We start from the raw sequence: 21,738 nt of genomic DNA on the forward strand, positions 1-21,738 counted from the left end.
AGTATTTCTTTTTATGAAAGCACTAATAAGACTATCACTGAGCATCTGTACGCTGAGCTTTCTCGCTGGATGTGGTGAGAGTGTGAATCACGAGCAAATCCGTGAAAAAGGCTTCATTTATTGCGGCCAAGGTAATCCTAGTACCTTCAACCCACAGCTGGTTGATAGTGGCATTGCCGCAGAATCGCTGAGTCCTCAAATTTTCGATACACTGCTCACTCTTGATCCGATGACGTACCGACCAAAACAGAACTTGGCGACAAGTTGGTCTGTTGATAAATCAGGTACAGAGTACACGTTCAAACTGCGCCCAAATGTTGCGTTCCAAACGACAGACTGGTTCACCCCTACTCGTAGCATGAATGCACAAGATGTGGTGTTTAGCTTTGAACGTGTCATTGATAGTTCAAACCCATTTCATTATGTGGGTGGCGGCCTATACCCGTGGTTTGCCGGAATCGACTTCAAGACCCTGATTGTCGATATCACCGCGGTTGACGACCTAACAGTGAAATTCCAATTAAGTCGCCCAGACAATTCATTTCTCAATAACATCGCCACCAGCTATGCGGTCATTCACTCTAAAGAGTATGCCAATCAGCTCATTGCAGCGGATGAGAAAAATCGAATCGATTCCAATCCAGTCGGCACTGGCCCTTTCTACTTGGATGAATACCAAATCAACGACCTAGTGCGCTTGAAAAAGAACAAGCACTACTGGAAGGGTGAAGTACAAATGGACCAAGTTGTGTTCGATACTTCGCAACGTGGAACAGGCACACTTGCCAAGCTTCTGCGTAGTGAGTGTGACGTGCTCAACTCACCAATTTCTAGCCAAATCCCTATTATTCAGGCTCATGAAGAGTTGAAGATTTCTGCTACTCCGGCGGTTAATGTCTCTTTCATCGCGCTGAATACTGAGCACCCTGCACTGCGTGACTCTCGAGTTCGTAAAGCGCTCAACTTAGCCATCAATCGTCAGAACATTCTTGATTCTGTGTATTACGGTACAGGAACCAAAGCCTACACCTTGCTTCCTCCGACTTCTTGGGCTCACCAAAAAGACAGCGTTCAAGTTCGCTACGACCGAAACTATGCGGTTGCGCTTCTCAAAGAAGCTGGCGTTGAACCTGGGTTAGAGCTTTCAATGTGGGTACCACTAGAGCCACGCGCATACAATCCAAGTCCAAGAAAAACGGCAGAACTTATCCAAGCAAACTTAGCCGATATTGGTATTGAATTGAAACTCTATACCGACGACCGATTTGACCGCACACAGTTGTCCTCTATTTCCTCAACAGACTTGTTGCTTACAGGCTGGATAGGCAATACCGGTGACCCGGACAACTTCTTACGTCCGCTGCTCTCATGCAGCTCTGAGCGTGCAGGGTTAAACGTCTCGATGTGGTGTAATTCAGACTTTGATTTCCTTCTCGACTTAGCATTAGAGATCAATCAACAAAGGCACCGTGTGAACTTGTACCGACAAGCCCAAAACATTCTCAATGAAGAAGTTCCTGTGATTCCTTTGGCTCATGGCGTGCAATTTCGCGTGCACGATCGTTCGCTAACAGGCTTTAAAGCAAGTCCTTTCAATGCCCAACCTTTTGATCAAGTCAGAAGAGAGGTGCAGTAATGTTTTGGTATACATTAAGACGTGTAAACTTATTCGTTATTACGCTAGGAATTCTGACCTTGGTAGGTTTTTCCCTGCTTCGATTAGACCAATCCTCACCTTGGGCAATTCAAGATTTTTGGCCCGGTTGGATTAGCTATATCACTGAATTATCGACGCTAAACTTTGGCCTAAGCAAACACGGTGTGCCTATCATCGATGAGTTGGTCCTGGTGTTCCCTGCAACGCTAGAGCTGTGCTTCTTTGCCTTTATGTTGGCACTCATCATCGGTATCCCTTTCGGCACCATTGCTGGTATGAGACAAGGTAAATTTGTTGATACCACCATATCGTTCACCTCAATGGCCGGTTACTCTGCGCCTATATTTTGGGTCGCGTTGCTGATGATCATGGTGTTTTCACTGCACTTTGAAATGTTCCCAGTTGGTGGCCGATACGACCTACTTTACGAGATTGAACACGTGACTGGATTCGCGATGATTGACGCCTTTTTTGCCGAGGGTCGCTACCGTGCGCACGCACTACAAAGTGTTATCGAGCACATGGCGTTGCCTTGTCTTGTTTTAGCACTGGCGCCAACGACTCAGGTCATCCGATTGATGAGAGCGTCAGTGGCTGAAGTAATGACGCAAAACTACATCCGCGCTGCGCGAATTAAAGGTCTTTCCACTAGAGAGATCATCACGCAGCACGTGCTAAGAAACGCGATACCTCCGATTATTCCTAAGGTCGGTGTTCAGCTATCGAGTATGTTAACGCTTGCTATTGTTACCGAGTCTATCTTTAACTGGCCGGGCATTGGCCGCTGGTTATTGGATGCCTTATCGAATCAAGATTACGTTTCAATTCAAGCTGGTGTAATTGTAGTGGCTACCTTAGTTTTGACCGCTAATATTCTGTCCGATCTACTGGGCGCGATGATCAATCCACTGGTAAGGAAGGAATGGTATGCTAACAAATAACGTCTACCAAGAAGAACAGATTCCAACCCAGTTCGAACGTTTCTGGCGCAGCTTCCGCAGCAATAATCTAGCTATGTTTGGCTTGTGGTGTTTGGTGCTTATCATTCTGGTCACCGTCACTTCACCGTGGCTAGCCCCGCATGATGCACAAGAACAAACCGGTCACCTATTAACGCCGCCCTCTTGGGATCCTGCGGGAACGGTAGAATACTTTTTGGGTACGGATGACTTAGGCAGAGATATTCTCTCTCGCCTAATAATTGGCTCTCAGTTAACCTTCGGCGCCGCGGTGGTGATTACCTTTATCGCAGCCGTCATTGGTTGTGTGATTGGCGTACTTGCTGGTATGACGCGCGGTTTACTATCAAGCACGCTAAACCACCTGCTTGATACTGTTATGTCGATTCCATCTCTTCTGCTGGCGATTATCTTCGTGGCATTCCTTGGCTTTGGGGAGTTTAATATCTTGCTCGCCTTGTGCTTGGCACTGATCCCGCGCTTTATACGCTCGGTGTACATTGCCGTGCATGCTGAAGTAGAAAAAGACTATATTCTGGCTTCTCGCCTTGATGGTGCGAACGATTTTTACCTGCTATGGAACTCAATCCTTCCGAACATCCTTACCGTGATCGCTCTTGAAGTTACGCTGGCACTGTCAGTCGCAATTCTTGACATCACGGCTTTAGGTTTCCTAGGGCTTGGCGCTCAAGCACCGAGTACCGAATGGGGCTCCATCTTGGGTGATTCGGTCGAGTTGATTTACCTTGCGCCATGGACAGTTACCCTACCCGGCTTAGCTATTATGTTTACAGTTATCGTGATTAACCTCGTCGGTGAAGGTGTTCGCCAAGCGCTAAATGCAGGAATCGAATAATGCCGTTACTTGATATTCGACATCTAACCATCGAGATTGAGACCCCTCAAGGGATGGTTAAAGCCGTAGATCGAATGAGTATTACCCTCAATGAAGGGGAAATTCGTGGCTTAGTAGGTGAATCAGGCTCAGGTAAGAGTTTGGTTGCAAAAGCGATCGTCGGAGTATGTAAAGAAAACTGGAAGGTTTCTGCAGACCGAATGCGCCTTGGTAATATCGACCTACTGCAACTGACGCCGAAAGAAAGACGCCGAGTGATCGCCCGCGATATCGCAATGATCTTCCAAGAGCCATCAACGTGTCTTGACCCTTCTGAAAAAGTAGGTAACCAGCTCGTTGAAGCGATCCCTTCCCATTCGTTTGAAGGTCGTTGGTGGCAACGATTTAAGTGGCGTAAGAAGCAAGCGATCGCATTACTACACAAAGTCGGCATCAAAGACCACTCTCGCCTAATGGACAGTTACTCTTATGAGTTGACCGATGGTGAGTGTCAAAAAGTCATGATCGCCATGGCGATCGCAGCCAAGCCAAAAGTCTTGATTGCTGACGAGCCAACCAACGATTTAGACCCAATTACACAGTCTCAAATATTGCGTCTTTTGAGTCGTATGAACCAGATCAATAACACCACCATCGTGTTGATCGGCCATGACTTAACCACCATTACCCAATGGGCGACTCGCATTACCGTGATGTACTGTGGTCAATCGGTAGAATCCGCTGATACACCGAAGCTGTTGGATGCACCAAAGCACCCGTACACCGTTGCTTTGTTAAAAGCGATGCCAGACTTTAACGACTGGATTCCCCACAAGGAGAAACTCCAGTCTTTGCCGGGGTCAATTCCACCGCTGCAACATCTTCCTATTGGTTGTCGATTAGGGCCTCGCTGCCCATACGCACAAAGGCAGTGTGTCGAGATCCCACATACGAAACGTATCAAGAACCATAAGTTCAACTGTCACTTCCCTCTGAATATGGAGAAGAAAAAGAAATCATGAGTGCATTATTAGAAGTCAGTGATTTGTCTAAAGACTTTACGACTCGCTCTGGTCTTTTCCGTAAAAAGATTCATCAGGCGGTGAAGCCAGTTAGCTTTTCTCTTGAAGCAGGCCAGACAATTGGTTTTATCGGCCAGAATGGTTCTGGCAAATCAACATTAGCCAGAATGCTCGCAGGCATGGTGGAGCCAACCGCAGGCGAGATCCGCGTGAATGGCGAAAAGCTAGAGCACAAAGACTACTCGACTCGTTGTAAGCTGATTCGAATGATCTTCCAAGATCCGAATACGTCACTTAACCCGCGCATTCAGATCGGTCGAATTCTTGAAGGTCCATTAAAGCGAAACACCAACATGCCTCCAGAAGCTCGTATGCGTCGTGTGAAAGACACACTACTGCGCGTAGGCCTTCTACCGGAACATGCGTATTTCTACCCTCAGATGCTTGCTGCAGGCCAGAAACAAAGGGTTTGTTTGGCTCGTGCCTTAATACTTCAGCCATCCATCATTGTTGCTGATGAAGCTTTAAATGGTTTGGACATGGCAATGCGCTCGCAAATCATCAATCTGTTCTTAGAGTTACAAGAAGAGATGGGCGTATCGTTCGTTTATGTATCTCAACACCTCGGTATTGTTAAGCACATTACCGACAAGATTATTGTCATGCATGAAGGCAATGTGGTTGAGAGTGGGGAAACAGATCAAGTGCTAACCAATCCAACTCACCAAATCACCCAAAGATTGGTTGAGAGCCATTTCTCCAAAGCGCCGAACCACTAACCTGGAATCACGCTACATTTAGCAGAGGGGAAAAGTATGTATCGAACAGCTTCAATGCTTCCCCTCTTGTTGGTGCTGTTGTCCTTTAACGCGACAAGCACACCGCTCACATGGCTAGATAGAAGCTTCGTCGAAACTGCCTTTTATAACGTCGCGCTTCAACACGAATACTCCCAAGGCAACAAACCGCTCGCCAAGTGGAAACAACCGATCAAGATTTGGATCGATCATCGAGTGGGCGATGAGGAACTGCATCAAGAGATCACAGAGCTTCATATCAAACACTTATCTGAAGTCACCCAACATCCAATAACAATCGTCAGTAAAGAGTCCGAAGCGAACGTTAAATGGATATACACAAGGCAGAGCCAGTGGGTATCTGAGGCGAAATCGGTGCTCAAGCTCAAATCAACTCAACATTTAAATAGCGCCATCTGCACGGCGGGCTATAGAACCAATTCTAAAGGCGAGATTGTATACGCTGGGATTGTAATCCCGGTTGATCAGGCAAGATCGCGAGGTAAGCTGGTCGCCTGTATCGTGGAAGAGATCACACAAGTTCTAGGCCTGCCGAATGATTCAGATAAAGCCTACCCTTCTATTTTCAACGACCACACGCCAGAAGACTTATTATCGCCGCTAGACGTAGTGCTACTGCAATTGCTGTATGAACCAGAATTGAAAGCTGGAATGACAAAATCTGAAGTAAAACCTATCGTTCGAAAGATACTCAAGAGATACAGCAAAACAGGTGTGCTTCAGCAAGCTTCTAAAGCCGCACAGCAAGCGCCTTTGTATCAGTTGATTGGGTATTGACGAATATACGTTGGAAGTAACTTAGATGGGATAATTGAATGATAGCGCTGCCTAAGAAAGGCAACGCTGACTTACGATGTTACTGTATTACGAAAGAACTAGCGCTTAGCTGCCTGCTTTTTCAATTCGAAGTCGAACTCATCCGGGAACAAGATAACGCCTTCTTCTTGCTCGTTCGGGAATACTACAACAGCAAGTTCGTCGTCTTCTAGACCGTTCGTCCAGCGACTGTGCCATTTGTTCAACGAAATAGACTCAGCTTTACACTCAGACCAATCACCCGTTGCCCATGATTCTGCGAACTCTTGGTTTGGCCATACTGGAACACAATCTTCATCTTCTGTGTTCAGCATTACACAACCGTGTTCATCGGTTAAGATCCATACTTCACGGTTTGCTACGATTTCTTTCACACAGTATTTCAGGCGTTGCTCGCCCGTATACTTGTTGATTTCAGCGATTTTTTTATCGTCTAGCTGTGTAGTCATCTTAATTTCCTACTTTAGTCAGTAACTTTGCTCTTAAAGCTATTTTATGCCGAGTGTTGTTAACTTCAAACATTATCGATGAAGAAGAAAGTCTACTTCAAAGAAAAACGCCTGCTAAATAAGCAGGCGTTTAATATTAAGCGACTTGATTAAACAAGCTCACCTTGTAGCCAAGGCCAGCCTTGCTTCTTACGGCTTAGTGTATTTTCCATCATTAATACGCCGCCTTTCTCGTGCTTAAACAATTTCTCAGCCCACTCACCTTTGTATAGAAGACGAGTTTGAGCAGTAGTGATATCTGTTAGCATTACCGCAGCGAACGCTAGACCGTCTTTCTCACAACGCTCTTCAAGATCAGCTTCTAGCGCTTCGATCATGCCGTCTACTTGCTCAAGAGTCGCAAGTTCAACTTGACCAACAACAACATCACGACCGTTGAATGGGTAGCCTTTAAGGTCTTTTTCTACTAGCTGTGCAGCAGATAGGCCTTCGATGTTTGTTTTTGCGATTAGAAGCGCTTTGATGAATGCATCAACGTCAGTTACGCCAGCAATTTCAGCAAGCTCAGCAACCGCGTCTTTGTCTTTTTGAGTACATGTTGGAGAAGCGAAACCAACTGTGTCTGAAAGAATTGCAGACATCATTAGTTTAGCGATTTGTTGAGAGATTGCGTGACCTTCAATCTTGAACATGTTGAAAAGTACAGTGTTTGTACAACCAACAGGCCAGATCCAAGCTTCCATTGGGTTTACTGTCATCACGTCGCCTAGACGGTGGTGATCAACAATACCTACGATCTCTGCATCAGCAACATCATCTGGTGCTTGTGCTAGATCTGAGTAGTCTACTAGCCAGATTTTCTCACCAGCAACAGAAGTACGAAGCTCTGGCTTTTCAGCACCAGCGACTTCTAGAATGTGTTGAGTTTCGCGGTTGATCTCGCCTTGTCGAATTGGTGTCGCTTCCTCGCCACGAGCCTTAAGAAGCTCAGTTGCAACTAACGCACTACAAATACTGTCACTATCAGGGTTTTTGTGACCAACAACTAAAATCATGTTTCTTCCTATTACACTAACAATTATGACTCTACCTTTAGAGCCTCTCTTTATTAGCCATACTTTACCTCATTTTTTTAGATTGGTCATGTTTCGTGGGTTTAGCCAATAGTAACAATAGATAAAAAAACAACAAATGCAATTGATAATTATTATCATTCGTATATATTTATCTTAAGCCACTAATTTTGAGTAACACCTATGGATCGACTAATCTCTTTTTTGCCAAGCAGTAGTGCTGCGAAAACAACTCAGTTTTCACTGTCATTTAAGCGCCTGCTTTTGCCTGTCTCACTTGCAGCTTTGGTTGCAGCCCCAGCTACACGAGAGCTGACGGTGACTACTTTGTCAGACGCGTTTTGGGCAGTGTCTTGTTATGTTGCTTTAACCTTGGCTATTTACCACTGGTTAAGTCTGTACATAAACAAAGATAACGTCTTCAATAAGCTCGTCCATCAATCTCGTTCAAACCAAGTGGTATTCGCGGCTCTCATGGGCGCGTTGCCCGGCTGTGGCGGTGCGATAGTGGTAACCACACAATTTATCTCGGGAAAACTCGGATTTGGTGCGGTAGTTGCGGTGCTCGTCTCAACCATGGGTGACGCGGCGTTCCTGCTCATAGCGAGCGAGCCTAAGACAGGTTTAGCCATGATGGCGATGGGCGTGATCGTGGGTACTGCGTCAGGCCGAATCATTAACTTGTTTCACGCAGACGACTTCTTACGCCCAAAAAAAGCAGAGAAAAATGAAGTGGTGAGCAGCTGTGCTTCTCAATCTCAAGACAAAGAATCGGTCTCTAAAAAAGCGATAAACCTGCAAGGTTACCTGTGGTCTGTACTGATTATTCCGGGTGCTGCCGTTGCCCTACTTGGCTCTTTTCAAGTCGATGTGAACGAGCTGCTCGCTTTGCCTGAAATGTCGATGGAATGGGCGGGGACAGTTTTGCTGATCAGCTCGATGTTTCTGTGGGGGCTAACCCGTGAAATTGAGGATTACAAATCAGCCGTGAGTGAGGACGAAAAGTGTATAGGCTCTCACCCATTGCAAAAGACCGCTCAAGATACAAACTTTGTCACCGCTTGGGTGGTGGTTGCCTTTCTTTTCTTTGAATTTGGCTCTGTGATAGCAAATGTTGATTTTGCGACGCTATTCTCAAGCTGGGGCATCATGCTCCCCCTGGCTGGCGTGTTGATGGGTTTGCTACCGGGCTGTGGACCGCAATTATTGGTCACTAGCTTATACCTTTCAGGCGCCCTGCCACTTTCGGCTCAGGTAGGTAACGCAATTTCAAATGATGGAGATGCGCTATTCCCTGCGATTGCGATGGCACCGAAAGCAGCACTGGTCGCAACCTTGTATTCAAGTGTGCCCGCTTTAATCTGTGCTTATGGCTATTGGTTTATGTTTGAGATCTAACTTGATCAGAGTTAACTACATAGGCTTCTGTAAGGTCTGTACTTTGTATCGGCCTTTTTGTTTCCGCCTGCTTAAGTCTTTCCACAGGTTCTTTTTACATTCCCTTCCTGCTTCACTGCTTCTACCACCTCTCTCAAACAGCGCGTTACAGCCTGTCTCAAAAACGCCCTCTATTAGCCCTGTATAATGCTTATTTAGAAACACCAACACTGATATCAAAAATACAAAAAGCCCCTGTAAGAGTGCTTACAGGGGCTTTAATTCAAGCTTTAATCTTGGTTCTTAAGACAAGACTTAAGAAACTTCGATTGGACCACCGAATGAAGTTACTGGAGGCAGTTTGCCTTGGAACTTCTCGAAATCAACCAAACATGTGTTTGCTGACGTTGCTTGAGCAAGTTCAGACGTACCGATATCTTGAGTCAGTGTGTTTGGATCGCCGTATGTATCTAGCGCGCCCACTTTCTCGTTGATCGGACCGTACCAAGCACCTTCTTCGATACGAACAACACCAGGAGCGTAGCTATCCATTAGAACAGCACCTGCTAGTAGTTGACCACGGTCGTTAAACACACGTACTACATCGCCATCTTTGATGCCTTTCTTCTTAGCATCTACTGGGTTGATGTAGATTGGCTCACGGCCTTGTACCGCGTAAGTCGCACGCCACTCTTCAGATTCACACATCTGAGAGTGAAGACGCTTGTCTGGGTGACAAGATTGTAGCCAGTACGGGTGCTTGTCAGAGCCTGGACCACCGTGTGAACGTTCAGATTTCTCGAACCACATTGGGTGTTCTTGACAGTGCTCGTAACCCATGTTGCCAACAGTACGGCTTGTGATTTCGATGAAACCAGAAGGCGTGCCTAGTGCGTTGATCTCTGGATCTTCACGGAATGAAGCGTGACGAGTCCATGGCTTACCTTTGCCGAAGTCTAGGAAACCTTTCTCCCAGAACTCAGCAAACTCAGGCATTTCGAAGCTACCTTCGTTTGATGCGCGACATTCGTCGTACAGAGATTTAACCCACTGCATTTCGTCCATACCACGCGTGTAATCGTCGTAACGACCCCAACGCTTAGTTAGGCTAGACATGATCTCGAAGTCAGTCTTAGACTGGAACAGAGGATCCACTAGCTTGTGCATTGCGATCAAACCACGGCCAGAGTACGCGCCGTAACCATCGATATCGTTACGTTCCCACTGAGTACAAGCTGGAAGAACAATATCAGAGTGACGACAAGTTGCAGTCCAAGCGAAATCAACAGCCACTACAGTTTGTAGGCTCTTGAATGCTTTACGCATCTTGTTGCGATCTTGGTGGTGGTGCCACGGGTTGTTACCACTGAATACCATCATCTTGATGTCAGGCAGTGTCACTGTTGCGCCGTTTGCTTTGATCTTCTTACCTGGCTCTAACAGGCTATCTACCCAACGAGCAACAGGGATTACGCGGCTGTAACCGTTGTAATCAGTGTTAGTGTGCTTAGGCGATTGACCTTTGTCGATGTTCAGCGGGAATGAACCCGGAGCAGCGAAGCCAGTTGAAGATACACCGATACCAGAGTAGTGGTGACCGTAAGAGATACCACCGCCCGGAAGACCAATTTGGCCAACCATTGCTGCGATAACTGCACACATCCAGTAAGGCTGTTCACCGTGCTCTTGACGTTGGATACTCCAACCCACAAGGATCTGCGTACGACCGTTAACCAGCATCTTAGCGAAGTCACGAATAGAGTCCGCGCTTGCGCCACAGATAGCAGAAGCCCATTCTGGCGTCTTCTCAACTCTGTCTTTCGTTTCACCTTGAACGTACTTGATGAAATCTTCAAAACCTAGACAGTAAGTTTCGATGAACTTCTTGTCGTATAGGCCTTCGTTGTAAAGAACGTGAGCAACACCAAGCATGAACGCCACATCAGTTTGTGGGTTGATGTACATTTGCTCGTTTTCTAGGTAACGACCTGTTTTGTTTTTAACAGGGTCAACAGAAACAACGTTGATCTCTTTCTTAGCAACTTTTTCTTTCAGCTGTTCTAGGTATGCGAACGACTCGTGAGTCTCACATGTCCAACCTACTTGAAGGTTTTTAACTGGATCGTTACCCCAAAGAACAATGTTGTCACTGTTTTCTAGGATAAGTTCCCAAGATGTACCTTGTGCGTAAACTTCAGTAGAACCTAGCACGTAAGGCATGATCGTTTGACCAGCACCTGTTGAGTAGTCACCGATTTTCTTCACAGAGTAACCGTGAAGTGCCATTGCACGTTGCATGTGGTTAGTACAGCTATGGAACTGACCTGTTTGTCTCCAACCAGTTTGACCTGTGTGAAGCGCCCATGGACCGTAATCTTTCTGTACGCGCTCTAGCTCGCGGTAAACAAGGTCTAGTGCCTCATCCCAAGTCACACGAATAAAGCGGTTGTTACCACGCGTGTCTGCGCTGTACTTATGCTTCTTCAACCAATCTAGGCGAACCATTGGGTAACGCACACGTGATGGGCTGTAGATAATACCTTTAATACCTTTCAGCATCTCTGTTGGGTGCTGATCGATTTCTAGAGGTTTAATTTCTTGTACTTTACCCGCGTAAACGCGAGCTCGGAATGCACCCCAGTGAGAACCAGAGACTTTCCACGCACCGTCTGTTTCTGCTGCAGACGCTGATGCCGACGCCAATAAGCTTGGACCGATAACCGATGCCGCACTTGTAGTAGCGACACCTTTCAGAAAACTTCTTCTTGTAATTGCCATTGTGTTACTCCAATTGACGTCTTATTAGTGATGGCCTTCAGAAAAATCTGATGAGTGCTTCTGTAGATACTTAAGAACCAGTGCTTCTGTATCTGTATCGAAGTTAACGAATGCAATCATACCATCTAGCATGCCTACCCAACCGTTAGCGCTGAAGTGAGCTTCATCTGGCTGTGAGTGACACGTTGAACAGTTAGATTGGTACGCTTGACCCGCTGCGTTCCAGATTGGAGCGAAGTTATCAACCATAGACTCTTTCTTCATCCAAAGTGCTAGGTTAACTTCTTCCCATGGAAGGCCAGTAAGCTCATCTTCTTTCTTCTCACCAACAGTGATAACGTCACTTTGAGATACTTCTTTCGTCAAGATTGCAGTTGAGATGTTCATACCGAAGTCTTCTTGGATTACACGTCCGAAGCCTTTCGCTTTACGCCAACCGTCGATTTGAATCTTGATCATATCGCCTTTTTCGTCGATAACCGCAACTTTACTTGCAGGGCTTAATAGACCCGCTTCAACTTCAGCTGTTTCATCTGTGTACATTGGTAGGTGACGAATAGAGATCACGTCTGAACCATTTGCGTAAGATGTGCTGCTTGCTACGTTTTCTAGCTCGCCAACAATACCGCTCGCTGATGCCATATCTAATGGAAGGTTGTGAGCAATACCTTTGTGACAGTCAACACAGCTTTGATCACGCTCTGCCGCGTTCTTCATCTGGATACGCGCTGTTGGGCGCATGTTTTCGAAATCCATTGAATCGTAGTTGTGGCAGTTTTTACACTCTAGAGATTTGTTCGAAGAGAAGCGATCCCATTCGTGTTTAGCCAGTTCGATACGACGAGCTTCGAATTTCTCAGGCGTATCTAGGTCACCAAATACTTGAGCGAATACTTCTTTAGAAGCTTGCATCTTACGAGCGATTTTTGCTGTCCATTCATGTGGAACGTGACAGTCAGGACAAGTAGCACGTACACCAGAAGTGTTTTTCCAGTGAACCGTTTCTTGTAGTTCTACGTATACGTTGTCACGCATGGTGTGACAGCTTACACAGAATTCTTCTGTATTTGTGTGCTCTAGAGCTGTGTTAAAACCGCCCCAGAAAATAACACCGGCGATAAAGCCACCCATAGTTAGTACACCAAGACTGATGTGTACTGCTGGGCGAGTCATTGTGCGCCATAATTTAACTAAAAATGATTTCATGTTTAGCTCTCTTAAATATTGATTTTAAAAAATGTTGTTACAAGAGGGCATTACATGCCGCCGTGAGCACCTGGAGGTCCGAATACAAACACTTGCAGTGCCCAAACTAGGAAGCCGTAACCGCCTACAAAAGCCACACTTAATATTGGGAAGAGAACCACCGCGATGAAGAGGAAAGACTTCCACTCCAGCGAATGTTTTTCGCTAGTTTCAATTTTATTAACATCACTCATACATTTTGCCTATTTTGTATTTAGTAATTTCGAGTAACCCATTCTATGGGGCTAAAGTTCTTAAGTATCTAACGACAAATTTTAGACCATACTCAAAGTAGGGTTCAATCAAATCTCCCGTTATAACCCTTGCTAATCAATACTTTTTTGAGCTCATCCAAAGTTGTTTTTAGTTAAACAAAGTTATTAAAAAGTATTAACAAATGTGAAGAATTAAGTATATTTCACAAATGTTAAATTCCAACACCTGCGCAACCTTATTGTAACCAATTTTAACGTTTTACCTACTAAGTAGTAGCCAAAAATGCCTCAAAAAACCAATATTTTGTGGTTTGATTGTTAAATTATTGAGTATTTTTTAAAGCAACGGCTGAGAAGCTGAAATGCATCATTTGGCACTTTCAGATATGATGGGGACCTACTTAAAAGGAAACATTATGCAAGACGTTATTGATATATCTTGGTGGCAGTTATTGTTCTTCAGCTCACTTCTCTTGCTACCCATTACCATCAACCACAAGTTAAAACTCGGCCTTGGCAAAGAGGCTTCTATCAGCATCATTCGTATGGTTATTCAGCTATTTCTGGTGGGACTTTACCTAGAATACTTGTTCACTTTGAATAGTTTGTGGGTCAATTTGCTGTGGTTATTTACTATGATTATCGTCGGTGCAAGCTCGATTGTTGAAAAATCTAGACTGCCAAGAAACCTACTTTTGGCTCCTGTCGCCGTTAGCCTTGCGGTAACTTGTGTACCTATTGTCTTGTTCATCTGCTTTTTCATCATTAAGCCGACACCGGTTTTTAACGCGCAGTACCTTATCCCAATCGCAGGGATGTTATTGGGTAATAGCTTAAGCAGTAATATCGTGGCATTGCAGAACCTGTTTGGTGCCTTTGAAACACAGAAATCAGAATATGAAGCAGCAATCGCGTTAGGCGCGTCTCCTACTTATGCTGCTGCGCCTTTTGTACGTAATGCAATACAGAAAGCGATGTCCCCTATCATGGCCTCTATGGCAACCACAGGCTTAGTAACGCTGCCGGGAATGATGACTGGACAGATCTTAGGTGGTGCTTCACCGATGATCGCGATTAAGTATCAACTGATGATCATGCTGGCGATTTTCGTGATGATGAGCTGCTCTTTAGCACTTGCACTTCACCTCTCATTGAAGACATCTTTAACCAAAGAAGGGCGAGTTCTCGCTCAAATACAGCCTTCGAAATAGCCTCCCTGCTCCACTTAGATCTGGTTACTCACTGAATTTGAGACAGGTTATCCACAGAAACTGTGGATAACCAAATCAATATAGATCCTTTTTTGTCCATTTCGACCCAAGGGAAGATCATCGCCTTTGATCTTTGGGTGATTTCAAAGACATATACACACATGGTAATCAGCGCTGTTGCGTACTCAGATGATCATTAGAGAGATGAAGAAGTAGGTTTTCCACAAATAAAAAACGGCCTGCAATGCAGACCGTCTTGTAAATGTCATAAGTCAGTTCAGTGTTTTCACTGCGCCTTAACTCATCTCGTCAACTGAGTTAGTCACGCCATCTTTGTCGATAGCGCCACCTTTATTAGTCACGTAGGTAGATCAACCAGTACCACATGCCAACAAAGATACCGCCGCCAATGATGTTACCGATGGTAACGGGCAGCAAGTTGTTCATCAAAAAGTCCGCCATGTTCAGATCAACATAGTCCGCTGGGTTAGCGCCTGTCATTGTCCAAAATTCAGCCGGAGCAAATGTTTTGATGCCGATAGCTAAAGGCACTTGGAACATATTCGCAATACAGTGCTCGAAACCAGCCGATACGAACATCGCAACAGGCAAAATCATTACCGCAATTTTGTCAGTCAGTGTGCGTCCACTAAACGTCATCCATACCGCGATACAAACCAATACATTACACATGATGCCGAGCGCGATAGCTTGGATAAAATCGTGGTGCATCTTATGTTGGGAGATCGCCATTGCATTCAAACCCACTTGACCGTGGTCGAACATGTACTGTTTGGTCAGTAACATACAAGCCACCAGCAGCAATGCGCCAATCAAGTTACCTACATAAACTGTAGCCCAGTTCTTAACGAGCGTGCGCCAACTAATCTTGCCACTTGCACGAGCAACCAGAGTCAGCACCGAACTGGTAAATAGCTCACCACCGGTAACAACAACGAGAATTAAACCCAAGCTAAATGCAAGGCCACCTAATAGGCGAGTAATACCCCAAGGCAAATCACCAGCACCAGTCGTTACGATGGTGTAGAACACAAACGCAATACCGATGTGTATGCCAGCGGAAATCGCTAGGAGAAAAGATTTGATTGGATCTTTGGTTGCTTTACCTACGCCAATATCTGCAGCGCGCTCAGCCATTTGTGGCGGTAATAATGAGTCAAATTGGTTTAGATTCATGATGATTTACATTTTGAAACATGTCGTCGGGAGCGCGATAATCCTCTCTTTCATTTCTGAATTCAAGAGCTATTTTAGGCACAAAATAGCTCTAACAGCCTTGTTGAAAGCAAATAGTCCGAGTTATTCCAAATTCATACGACTTTAGTAGTAAAAAGAAAACTCTGCTGAATGATTAGTTATCAGCATAGAAAATAACACACCTATAAATATCAACAAGTTACGTTAAAACCAAAAGAATAACGTACACTAAAATGGCTCACAGAGCGCTTTTATTTCTAGATTTTGACATAGATCAACAGAACGTAAAAAAGCGCCCTAAGGCGCTTTTAACTCAATCACAAATAAAGAAATTAGTGATGCTAAACCGAAGGTTCAATCACTTCTTCTGATGATTGTTCTAGGGTTGAATCCTCTAGAGTAGATTCAACAGCCGGGGACATCACACCAGAGTCACTTTCGTTGGCAACTTTGCCACCTAAGCTTTTCAAACTATCCACTAACTCTTCTAAGCTTTTAATGTGAGCATCACTCTTGGTAATCTGCTCACCGAGCAACTCACTGTGCTTGGTTGCTTCAGACAGTTGCTGCGCTTGCTTCTGGTTTTCAGACTCCAGCTTAGCCAATTGCTCAGTCAAAGTTTCAATCTCTGACTTTAAAAGCCCTGTCATATCAGAGCTTTTTAACGCCTTAACACTCGCTACTATCTTCTGTGATTGCTGACGTAAACCAACATCACGGTAATCTTCATCATTAACGATTTGTGAAATGCTCAGTAGCTGGTTCTCGGCATTCAAAACCGACTGTTCGAACTGGTCGCCTTTTACGCTCGCCAGCACTTTGACTTCATGAGCGACACTGCGCACGTGGTTCAATTCAAACTCTGCAGCGTGAACCGCGTCTTCAATGATCGACTTTTCACGAGGGCTAGCTTTCACTTGGCTTTCGGCCAACGCAATTTGAGATGCTGCCTTAGCAAAGGTAAGCGGAGCAACGTCATCAAAATCTTCATCTTCCAAGAACTCTAATTCGTTCTTCAAAGGTTCGATGTATTTCTTATGCGCCACTTTAACTTCTAATAAGCGAGCATTGTTAAGAAATTCCACCTGCGCTTCTTGAGCGTCTTCAAGCTCATCGACCAGCACATACTCGAACAACTCGCTGTATTCTGAATACAAACGTTTGTAGCTCGAGGTAAACATGGTATCTGCGCCAAGAAACTTCAGGTAATCCATTTGGACAATCGAATCCGCAAGTACTCGATCAGCCTTCTTCTTTAACACTAAGATCGAGTCATAGTTTGATTTGATCAAAGCGATTTTTTCATCGAAGGCTTCAGCGTAAGTTAGGCTCGAAAAAATGGAGTAACTCTTGGTTATCCGAGTTTCGTCTTTAAGTAAGTCCGCATAAATGCTTTCAGCATCATCCCATGCGTCTAATAGTTCATTGTAATTCTCTGGTGCATAGAGAGACAATTGATCATGATCTTCAAGCTTAACTTCCCATTCGGAGTAAACGCTTTGGACAGACTGAAATGAACGGACCTCTATTGTCGATTCATTATTGTTGTTTGTGGTTTGGTTCGCGTCTGTCTGCTCTGAGGGTGTGCTTTGACAACCTGAGATAGCAAATAGCATACTGATCGTTAATGCTACTTTGTTCGCTCTCACTTATGCATATCCTTTTTATACAATATTCGCTCAATGCAAATTATTTCTAGTCACAATATATTACAACCACTTAGCAATAAACATCACTGATGATTTAAGTGGGTGCAAATCACCCAATATAACCAAAATAAACTCATCACTCGATGATTAATCAATCAATTTGGTATCACTTATCAATTCTCTTTATTTGCTATTGCCTGAGCCGAGAATGCGCACTAAGGTGAAGGTAGAGAACGTTATGAATATATAGGTTAATTATGAAGTACAACGCTGAACATATTGCTGATTTAAACCTCCTTCTTCAATTTGATGTAAGTAGTGCAGCTACTGGAATTAAAGTCCATCAAGAGGCTGCTCAAGAAACTCAAGACGCTGTTAAGCGCCTATTCGAAAAAAACCTTTGTACTCAGCCAGACGGCGGTTACCTAACAGATGAAGGTATCGAGATGGCAGAGCGCGCAGACAAGCTTCTTCGCGTACTAAACTAAAGCTCCATTGTTCTAGTAAAAACTCCACTTGCTTCGGCCGTGGAGTTTTTTCATTTTTGGGCAAAGCTTTGTTAGGCTTATTGTAAATTCGTCATTTGCAGTTGTGAGGAACACATGGCTTCTATATTTATTGTCGGTGCAGGATGGGTAGGTGCACCTTTATCTGAACATTTAGAAAAACATGGTAACCGAGTAGTGGTCACGAAAACGACCCAAGCGGGAGCAGATGCCATTGGTAGCGAACAAATTCCATGTGAAGTGTTTAGCTTTGATTCATCCGATCCACAACAGACTATCGGGCGACTCTATTCATTGTTACTCGAAAACAACACTGAAATTGTGATTGGCAGCTTCCCTCCTGGCTTTAGAAAAGGAGCAGGACAAGAGTATGCCGACTACTGGCAGCAACTCACCAATGCATGCCAAAAGGCCAACATTAAAAAGCTCATTATGGTTAGTTCAACTACGGTATACCCAACTAAGCCGGGTGTGCTGAACGAGCTGGATGCATCACTCCCCCTTTCGACCTCAGATAACGAGCACGCGTCTTTATTTTCCGATAACGCACGAATCATGCTGCAAGCTGAACAGTCAGTGATTGATTCCGGTATCGACTACACCATTCTTCGCTTTAGTGGCTTAATCGGCCCAAGCCGTCACCCATCACGCTTCGCAAGCAAGTTAAAACAAGTCAGCACTCAAGCTCCAGCCAACATGCTGCACCTTGATGATGCAATTGGTGCTGTCGATTTCGCTATCAGTCAACTGCACAATGAAATAGTTAACGTGACCACACCAAATACAGTCAGTAAGGCGGAGTTTTATGCCGCGGCACTGAAAAGCGCCAACAGCAGTGAGCCTCTGCCCGCTGTTGTTGATACCCCAGACAAGTTAATCTCTTCGAAGAAGATTCTCGACTTAGGTTATTCATTTAAATTCGAATCCACACTGGACGCACTTCATGACTGAACAATCTATAGCTAACAAAGATCCCAACATAAAACTGCATCGCTCAGTCGACACCCTTTGGAACTTTATGTCTATGGGTCACAAGGTTACGCCTTCCGACTGTATCTTTGTATTGTGTAGCAACGATACTCGCGTCGCTGAATATGCAGCCGAGCTTTATCACCAAAAGGTCGCGCCTTACATCGTTTTTTCTGGCGGTGTTGGACGCTTTACCGAAGGAAGCTTTGAGCGCTCAGAAGCAGAAGCATTCGCTTCTATCGCACGAGATTGTGGTGTGCCTGACTCTGACATTATCATAGAGAAACACGCGACAAATACTGGGGAAAATGTACGATTCACTCATGAGTTGCTGACAGAAAAAGGGTTATCGCCGAAGAGGTTAACCTTAGTTCAGAAGCCCTTCATGGAGAAACGTACCTACGCCACCTTCAGTAAACAGTGGCCTGACGAAACTTCCGAGATTACCGTGACGTCACGATGGCAAACTTGGGATGATTACTTTAACGAAGAGCTACCGTTAGACATGGTGTTAGGCGCATTAATTGCTGATTATGAGCGAATCAAAATCTACCCAGCGAAAGGCTTTCAGATTGAGATGCCGATCCCCGACGACGTTGACCACGCCTATCAAGCATTGAAGAAGCTCGGTTTCGAATAAGCAAAAGTTAGACTTTGAACAAAGTAAAAGCTCGGCAGGAAATAAAACAAAAGCTCGGCTTGGAAGAAAGCAAAACACAGGCCCAATAAACAAAAACGGTGACACTTGGTCACCGTTTTTCGTTCTTTCGCGTTAGCAATGTCAGCATCTGTAGGTCAGCTTATTTACCTAACGCTTCTTTGTAGTGCAGACGGCAAACAGAAACGTATTTATCGTTACCACCAATAGCTACTTGGTCACCTTCAGCAATCGCCACACCATGCTCGTCGGTACGAATGACCATGTTCGCTTTACGGCCACAGTGACAAATTGTTTTAAGCTCAACAAGTTTATCTGCCCAAGACAGTAAGTAACGGCTACCTTCAAACAGTTCACCCAAGAAATCGGTACGTAGGCCGTAACAAAGTACTGGGATATGCAGCTTATCAACCACCTCTGTTAATTGGTACACCTGCTCCTTCGATAAAAATTGGCACTCATCGATCAACACACAATGACGCTTTTCTTCCTCATTGAGCTTTTTGATCGCATCAAACATGTTGGTGTCATTTTTAAACAGCTGAGCTTCAGATTGCAGACCAATTCGTGAGCTCACTTTACCGATACCATAGCGATCGTCCAACGCTGCCGTAAAGATCACTGGCGTCATGCCACGTTCTTGGTAGTTGAATGAAGATTGAAGAAGCGTTGTTGATTTACCCGCATTCATTGCCGAGTAATAAAAATACATCTGAGCCACAGAAATATTCCTGTTAATTAAAAGTTGAAGATAGAAAAGGTGAAAATAGAGAATTCGTGCTAGAAAAAAGGGCTGAAAATCAGCCCTTTTTATAAGATTTACTTACGACGCCAAGTCGTACCTTCTGGGCCATCTTCCAGAACAATACCCAACTCGTTTAGCTTATCACGTGCAAGATCGGCGTTTGCCCAATCCTTTGAAGCACGAGAATCGTTACGCAGTTTGATCAACGCTTCGATTTCAGCCACTTCGTCGCCGTTACCTGCCGCATCGCCTTGTAGGAAGGCTTCTGGCTCTTGGTGAAGAATACCGATGATGTCTGCTAGTTCACGCATCAGTGCACCAAGTCCGCTTGCTCTTTCAATGCTTTCAGGCTTGATACGGTTGATTTCACGAGCCATTTCAAACAGTACTGAATAAGCTTCAGGTGTGTTGAAATCATCGTTCATCGCTGTAGAGAATCGAGTCACGTACTCTTCGCCACCAGCAGGAGCTGCTGTAAGGTCTAGACCACGAAGTGACGTGTATAGACGCTCTAGTGATGCGCGAGCTTGGTTTAGGTTATCTTCGCTGTAGTTTAGCTGGCTACGGTAGTGACCAGACATTAGGAAGTAACGTACCGTTTCAGCATCGTAATGTGCTAGAACGTCACGGATAGTGAAGAAGTTACCTAGTGACTTAGACATCTTTTCTTTGTCTACCATCACCATACCACTGTGCATCCAAGTATTTACATACTGAGTGCCGTGCGCGCAGCAAGACTGTGCGATTTCGTTTTCGTGGTGAGGGAACTGCAGATCTGAACCACCACCGTGGATATCGAAGTGGTTACCAAGAATAGACGAGTTCATTGCTGAACATTCGATGTGCCAACCTGGACGACCCGGGCCCCATGGCGATTCCCATGTAGGTTCACCTGGTTTAGACATCTTCCAAAGAACGAAGTCTAATGGACTACGTTTTGCAGATTCAACATCAACGCGAGCACCCGCTTGAAGCTGATCAAGGTCTTGCTTAGAAAGCTTACCGTATTCGTCGAATTTCTTTACTTCAAACATCACGTCGCCGTTGCTTGCAACGTATGCGAAACCACGTTCAATCAGCTTTTCAACAAGCTCGATGATTTCAGTGATGTATTCTGTCGCACGAGGCTCAACATCTGGACGCTTCATGTTCAATGCATCAAAGTCAGCGTGCATCTCACCGATTAAACGCTCAGTCAGAGAGTCACAAGACTCACCGTTTTCGTTAGCGCGCTTGATGATTTTGTCATCGATATCTGTGATGTTACGAACGAAGTTCAAATCGTAACCAAGGTAACGAAGGTAACGAGTTACTACGTCGAAAGAAACGAACGTACGACCATGACCAATATGACAGAGATCGTATATGGTTACCCCACAGACATACATGCCGACTTTGCCAGCTGTAATTGGTTTGAATTCCTCTTTCTGTCTTGTGAGCGTGTTATATATCTTCAGCATGATCTCTATCTATTTTATGGATTAATCAAAATAAGCTCGCAGTATAACAAGTCATACCTTAATAGGTAATCCCCAAAA

At 44.9% G+C, this 21,738-nt stretch carries 20 protein-coding genes; 11 read left to right on the plus strand and 9 right to left on the minus strand.

All coding sequences use genetic code 11. The features are described 5' to 3' along the window. The first annotated feature begins 13 nt into the window (after positions 1–13). Genes sapA through AB6F11_RS02690 form a run of 6 tightly spaced genes read left to right on the plus strand, consistent with a single transcriptional unit; the run spans position 14 to position 6,068 of the window. Positions 14–1,636: an ABC transporter substrate-binding protein SapA gene (gene sapA, locus AB6F11_RS02665; protein ID WP_102393829.1), complete on the plus strand. Its 1,623-nt coding sequence runs from the start codon at positions 14–16 to the stop codon at positions 1,634–1,636. After that, the gene (locus AB6F11_RS02670) at positions 1,636–2,598 is read left to right on the plus strand and encodes an ABC transporter permease subunit (protein ID WP_102393830.1); all 963 of its coding nucleotides are present in this window, start codon (positions 1,636–1,638) and stop codon (positions 2,596–2,598) included. Before sapA ends, AB6F11_RS02670 begins: the two co-directional genes overlap by 1 nt. Continuing rightward, a complete protein-coding gene (sapC, locus tag AB6F11_RS02675; RefSeq protein ID WP_052879883.1) occupies positions 2,585–3,472 on the plus strand; it encodes a putrescine export ABC transporter permease SapC in 888 nt (295 codons plus the stop codon). Before AB6F11_RS02670 ends, sapC begins: the two co-directional genes overlap by 14 nt. Beyond that, complete coding sequence (locus AB6F11_RS02680; protein WP_017060305.1) at positions 3,472–4,473, plus strand: oligopeptide/dipeptide ABC transporter ATP-binding protein; 1,002 nt, start codon at positions 3,472–3,474, stop codon at positions 4,471–4,473. The genes sapC and AB6F11_RS02680 overlap by 1 nt, the downstream gene beginning before the upstream one ends. Next, the gene (locus AB6F11_RS02685) at positions 4,470–5,252 is read left to right on the plus strand and encodes an ATP-binding cassette domain-containing protein (protein ID WP_017060304.1); all 783 of its coding nucleotides are present in this window, start codon (positions 4,470–4,472) and stop codon (positions 5,250–5,252) included. Before AB6F11_RS02680 ends, AB6F11_RS02685 begins: the two co-directional genes overlap by 4 nt. Before the next feature lie 36 nt (positions 5,253–5,288). After that, on the plus strand, positions 5,289–6,068 hold the full coding sequence (locus AB6F11_RS02690; protein WP_029235328.1) for a DUF2927 domain-containing protein: 780 nt from the start codon (positions 5,289–5,291) through the stop codon (positions 6,066–6,068). A 98-nt stretch (positions 6,069–6,166) separates the two neighbouring features. Here AB6F11_RS02690 and AB6F11_RS02695 read toward each other — a convergent pair whose 3' ends face one another. Together AB6F11_RS02695 and AB6F11_RS02700 are read right to left on the minus strand one after the other, a co-directional pair. Continuing rightward, the gene (locus AB6F11_RS02695) at positions 6,167–6,556 is read right to left on the minus strand and encodes a DUF2750 domain-containing protein (RefSeq protein WP_004734596.1); all 390 of its coding nucleotides are present in this window, start codon (positions 6,554–6,556) and stop codon (positions 6,167–6,169) included. Positions 6,557–6,705: 149 nt separating this feature from the next. Continuing rightward, entirely contained in the window at positions 6,706–7,611 is a 906-nt protein-coding gene (locus tag AB6F11_RS02700) for a manganese-dependent inorganic pyrophosphatase (RefSeq protein ID WP_102393831.1), read from the minus strand. A 201-nt stretch (positions 7,612–7,812) separates the two neighbouring features. Here AB6F11_RS02700 and AB6F11_RS02705 point away from each other — a divergent pair, with 201 nt between their 5' ends. Beyond that, positions 7,813–9,027 (plus strand): putative manganese transporter, encoded by a 1,215-nt coding sequence (locus AB6F11_RS02705; protein ID WP_102393832.1) that lies wholly within the window; start codon positions 7,813–7,815, stop codon positions 9,025–9,027. A gap of 294 nt (positions 9,028–9,321) precedes the next feature. Here AB6F11_RS02705 and torA read toward each other — a convergent pair whose 3' ends face one another. Genes torA through torE form a run of 3 tightly spaced genes read right to left on the minus strand, consistent with a single transcriptional unit; the run spans position 9,322 to position 13,223 of the window. Next, on the minus strand, positions 9,322–11,784 hold the full coding sequence (torA, locus tag AB6F11_RS02710) for a trimethylamine-N-oxide reductase TorA (RefSeq protein ID WP_017067667.1): 2,463 nt from the start codon (positions 11,782–11,784) through the stop codon (positions 9,322–9,324). A 24-nt stretch (positions 11,785–11,808) separates the two neighbouring features. Then, the gene (gene torC, locus AB6F11_RS02715) at positions 11,809–12,990 is read right to left on the minus strand and encodes a pentaheme c-type cytochrome TorC (protein ID WP_102393833.1); all 1,182 of its coding nucleotides are present in this window, start codon (positions 12,988–12,990) and stop codon (positions 11,809–11,811) included. Between the two features lie 50 nt (positions 12,991–13,040). Further along, positions 13,041–13,223, minus strand: coding sequence for a trimethylamine N-oxide reductase system protein TorE (gene torE, locus AB6F11_RS02720; RefSeq protein ID WP_017060298.1), 183 nt, complete (start codon positions 13,221–13,223; stop codon positions 13,041–13,043). Positions 13,224–13,660: 437 nt separating this feature from the next. On the opposite strand from torE, the gene AB6F11_RS02725 reads away from it, so the two are divergent. Beyond that, entirely contained in the window at positions 13,661–14,455 is a 795-nt protein-coding gene (locus tag AB6F11_RS02725; protein WP_050645084.1) for an ABC transporter permease, read from the plus strand. 354 nt (positions 14,456–14,809) lie between these two features. Here the strand turns inward: AB6F11_RS02725 and focA are convergent, their stop codons facing one another. After that, positions 14,810–15,652, minus strand: a complete 843-nt coding sequence (gene focA / locus AB6F11_RS02730) for a formate transporter FocA (RefSeq protein ID WP_017060282.1) — start codon at positions 15,650–15,652, stop codon at positions 14,810–14,812. 362 nt (positions 15,653–16,014) lie between these two features. After that, complete coding sequence (locus AB6F11_RS02735; protein ID WP_102319775.1) at positions 16,015–17,322, minus strand: ATPase; 1,308 nt, start codon at positions 17,320–17,322, stop codon at positions 16,015–16,017. 257 nt (positions 17,323–17,579) lie between these two features. Between AB6F11_RS02735 and AB6F11_RS02740 the strand changes: the two genes are divergently transcribed. The 3 genes from AB6F11_RS02740 (at position 17,580) to AB6F11_RS02750 (ending at position 19,437) form a co-directional block, all read left to right on the plus strand. Continuing rightward, the gene (locus AB6F11_RS02740; RefSeq protein ID WP_017060280.1) at positions 17,580–17,810 is read left to right on the plus strand and encodes a TIGR02647 family protein; all 231 of its coding nucleotides are present in this window, start codon (positions 17,580–17,582) and stop codon (positions 17,808–17,810) included. 114 nt (positions 17,811–17,924) lie between these two features. Then, complete coding sequence (locus tag AB6F11_RS02745) at positions 17,925–18,779, plus strand: NAD(P)H-binding protein (protein ID WP_017060279.1); 855 nt, start codon at positions 17,925–17,927, stop codon at positions 18,777–18,779. After that, positions 18,772–19,437 carry a YdcF family protein gene (locus AB6F11_RS02750; protein ID WP_102319774.1) on the plus strand — a complete coding sequence of 222 codons (666 nt, stop codon included), beginning with the start codon at positions 18,772–18,774 and terminating at the stop codon, positions 19,435–19,437. The genes AB6F11_RS02745 and AB6F11_RS02750 overlap by 8 nt, the downstream gene beginning before the upstream one ends. Positions 19,438–19,597: 160 nt before the next feature. Here the strand turns inward: AB6F11_RS02750 and AB6F11_RS02755 are convergent, their stop codons facing one another. Further along, positions 19,598–20,176 carry a thymidine kinase gene (locus tag AB6F11_RS02755; protein ID WP_017060277.1) on the minus strand — a complete coding sequence of 193 codons (579 nt, stop codon included), beginning with the start codon at positions 20,174–20,176 and terminating at the stop codon, positions 19,598–19,600. Positions 20,177–20,274: 98 nt separating this feature from the next. Further along, positions 20,275–21,660, minus strand: coding sequence for a cysteine--tRNA ligase (gene cysS, locus AB6F11_RS02760; protein ID WP_102319773.1), 1,386 nt, complete (start codon positions 21,658–21,660; stop codon positions 20,275–20,277). Positions 21,661–21,738 lie beyond the last annotated feature (78 nt).

Origin of the sequence: Vibrio sp. 10N.247.311.14, assembly GCF_041467715.1 — a bacterium.
Taxonomy (GTDB): Bacteria; Pseudomonadota; Gammaproteobacteria; order Enterobacterales; family Vibrionaceae; genus Vibrio; species Vibrio crassostreae_C.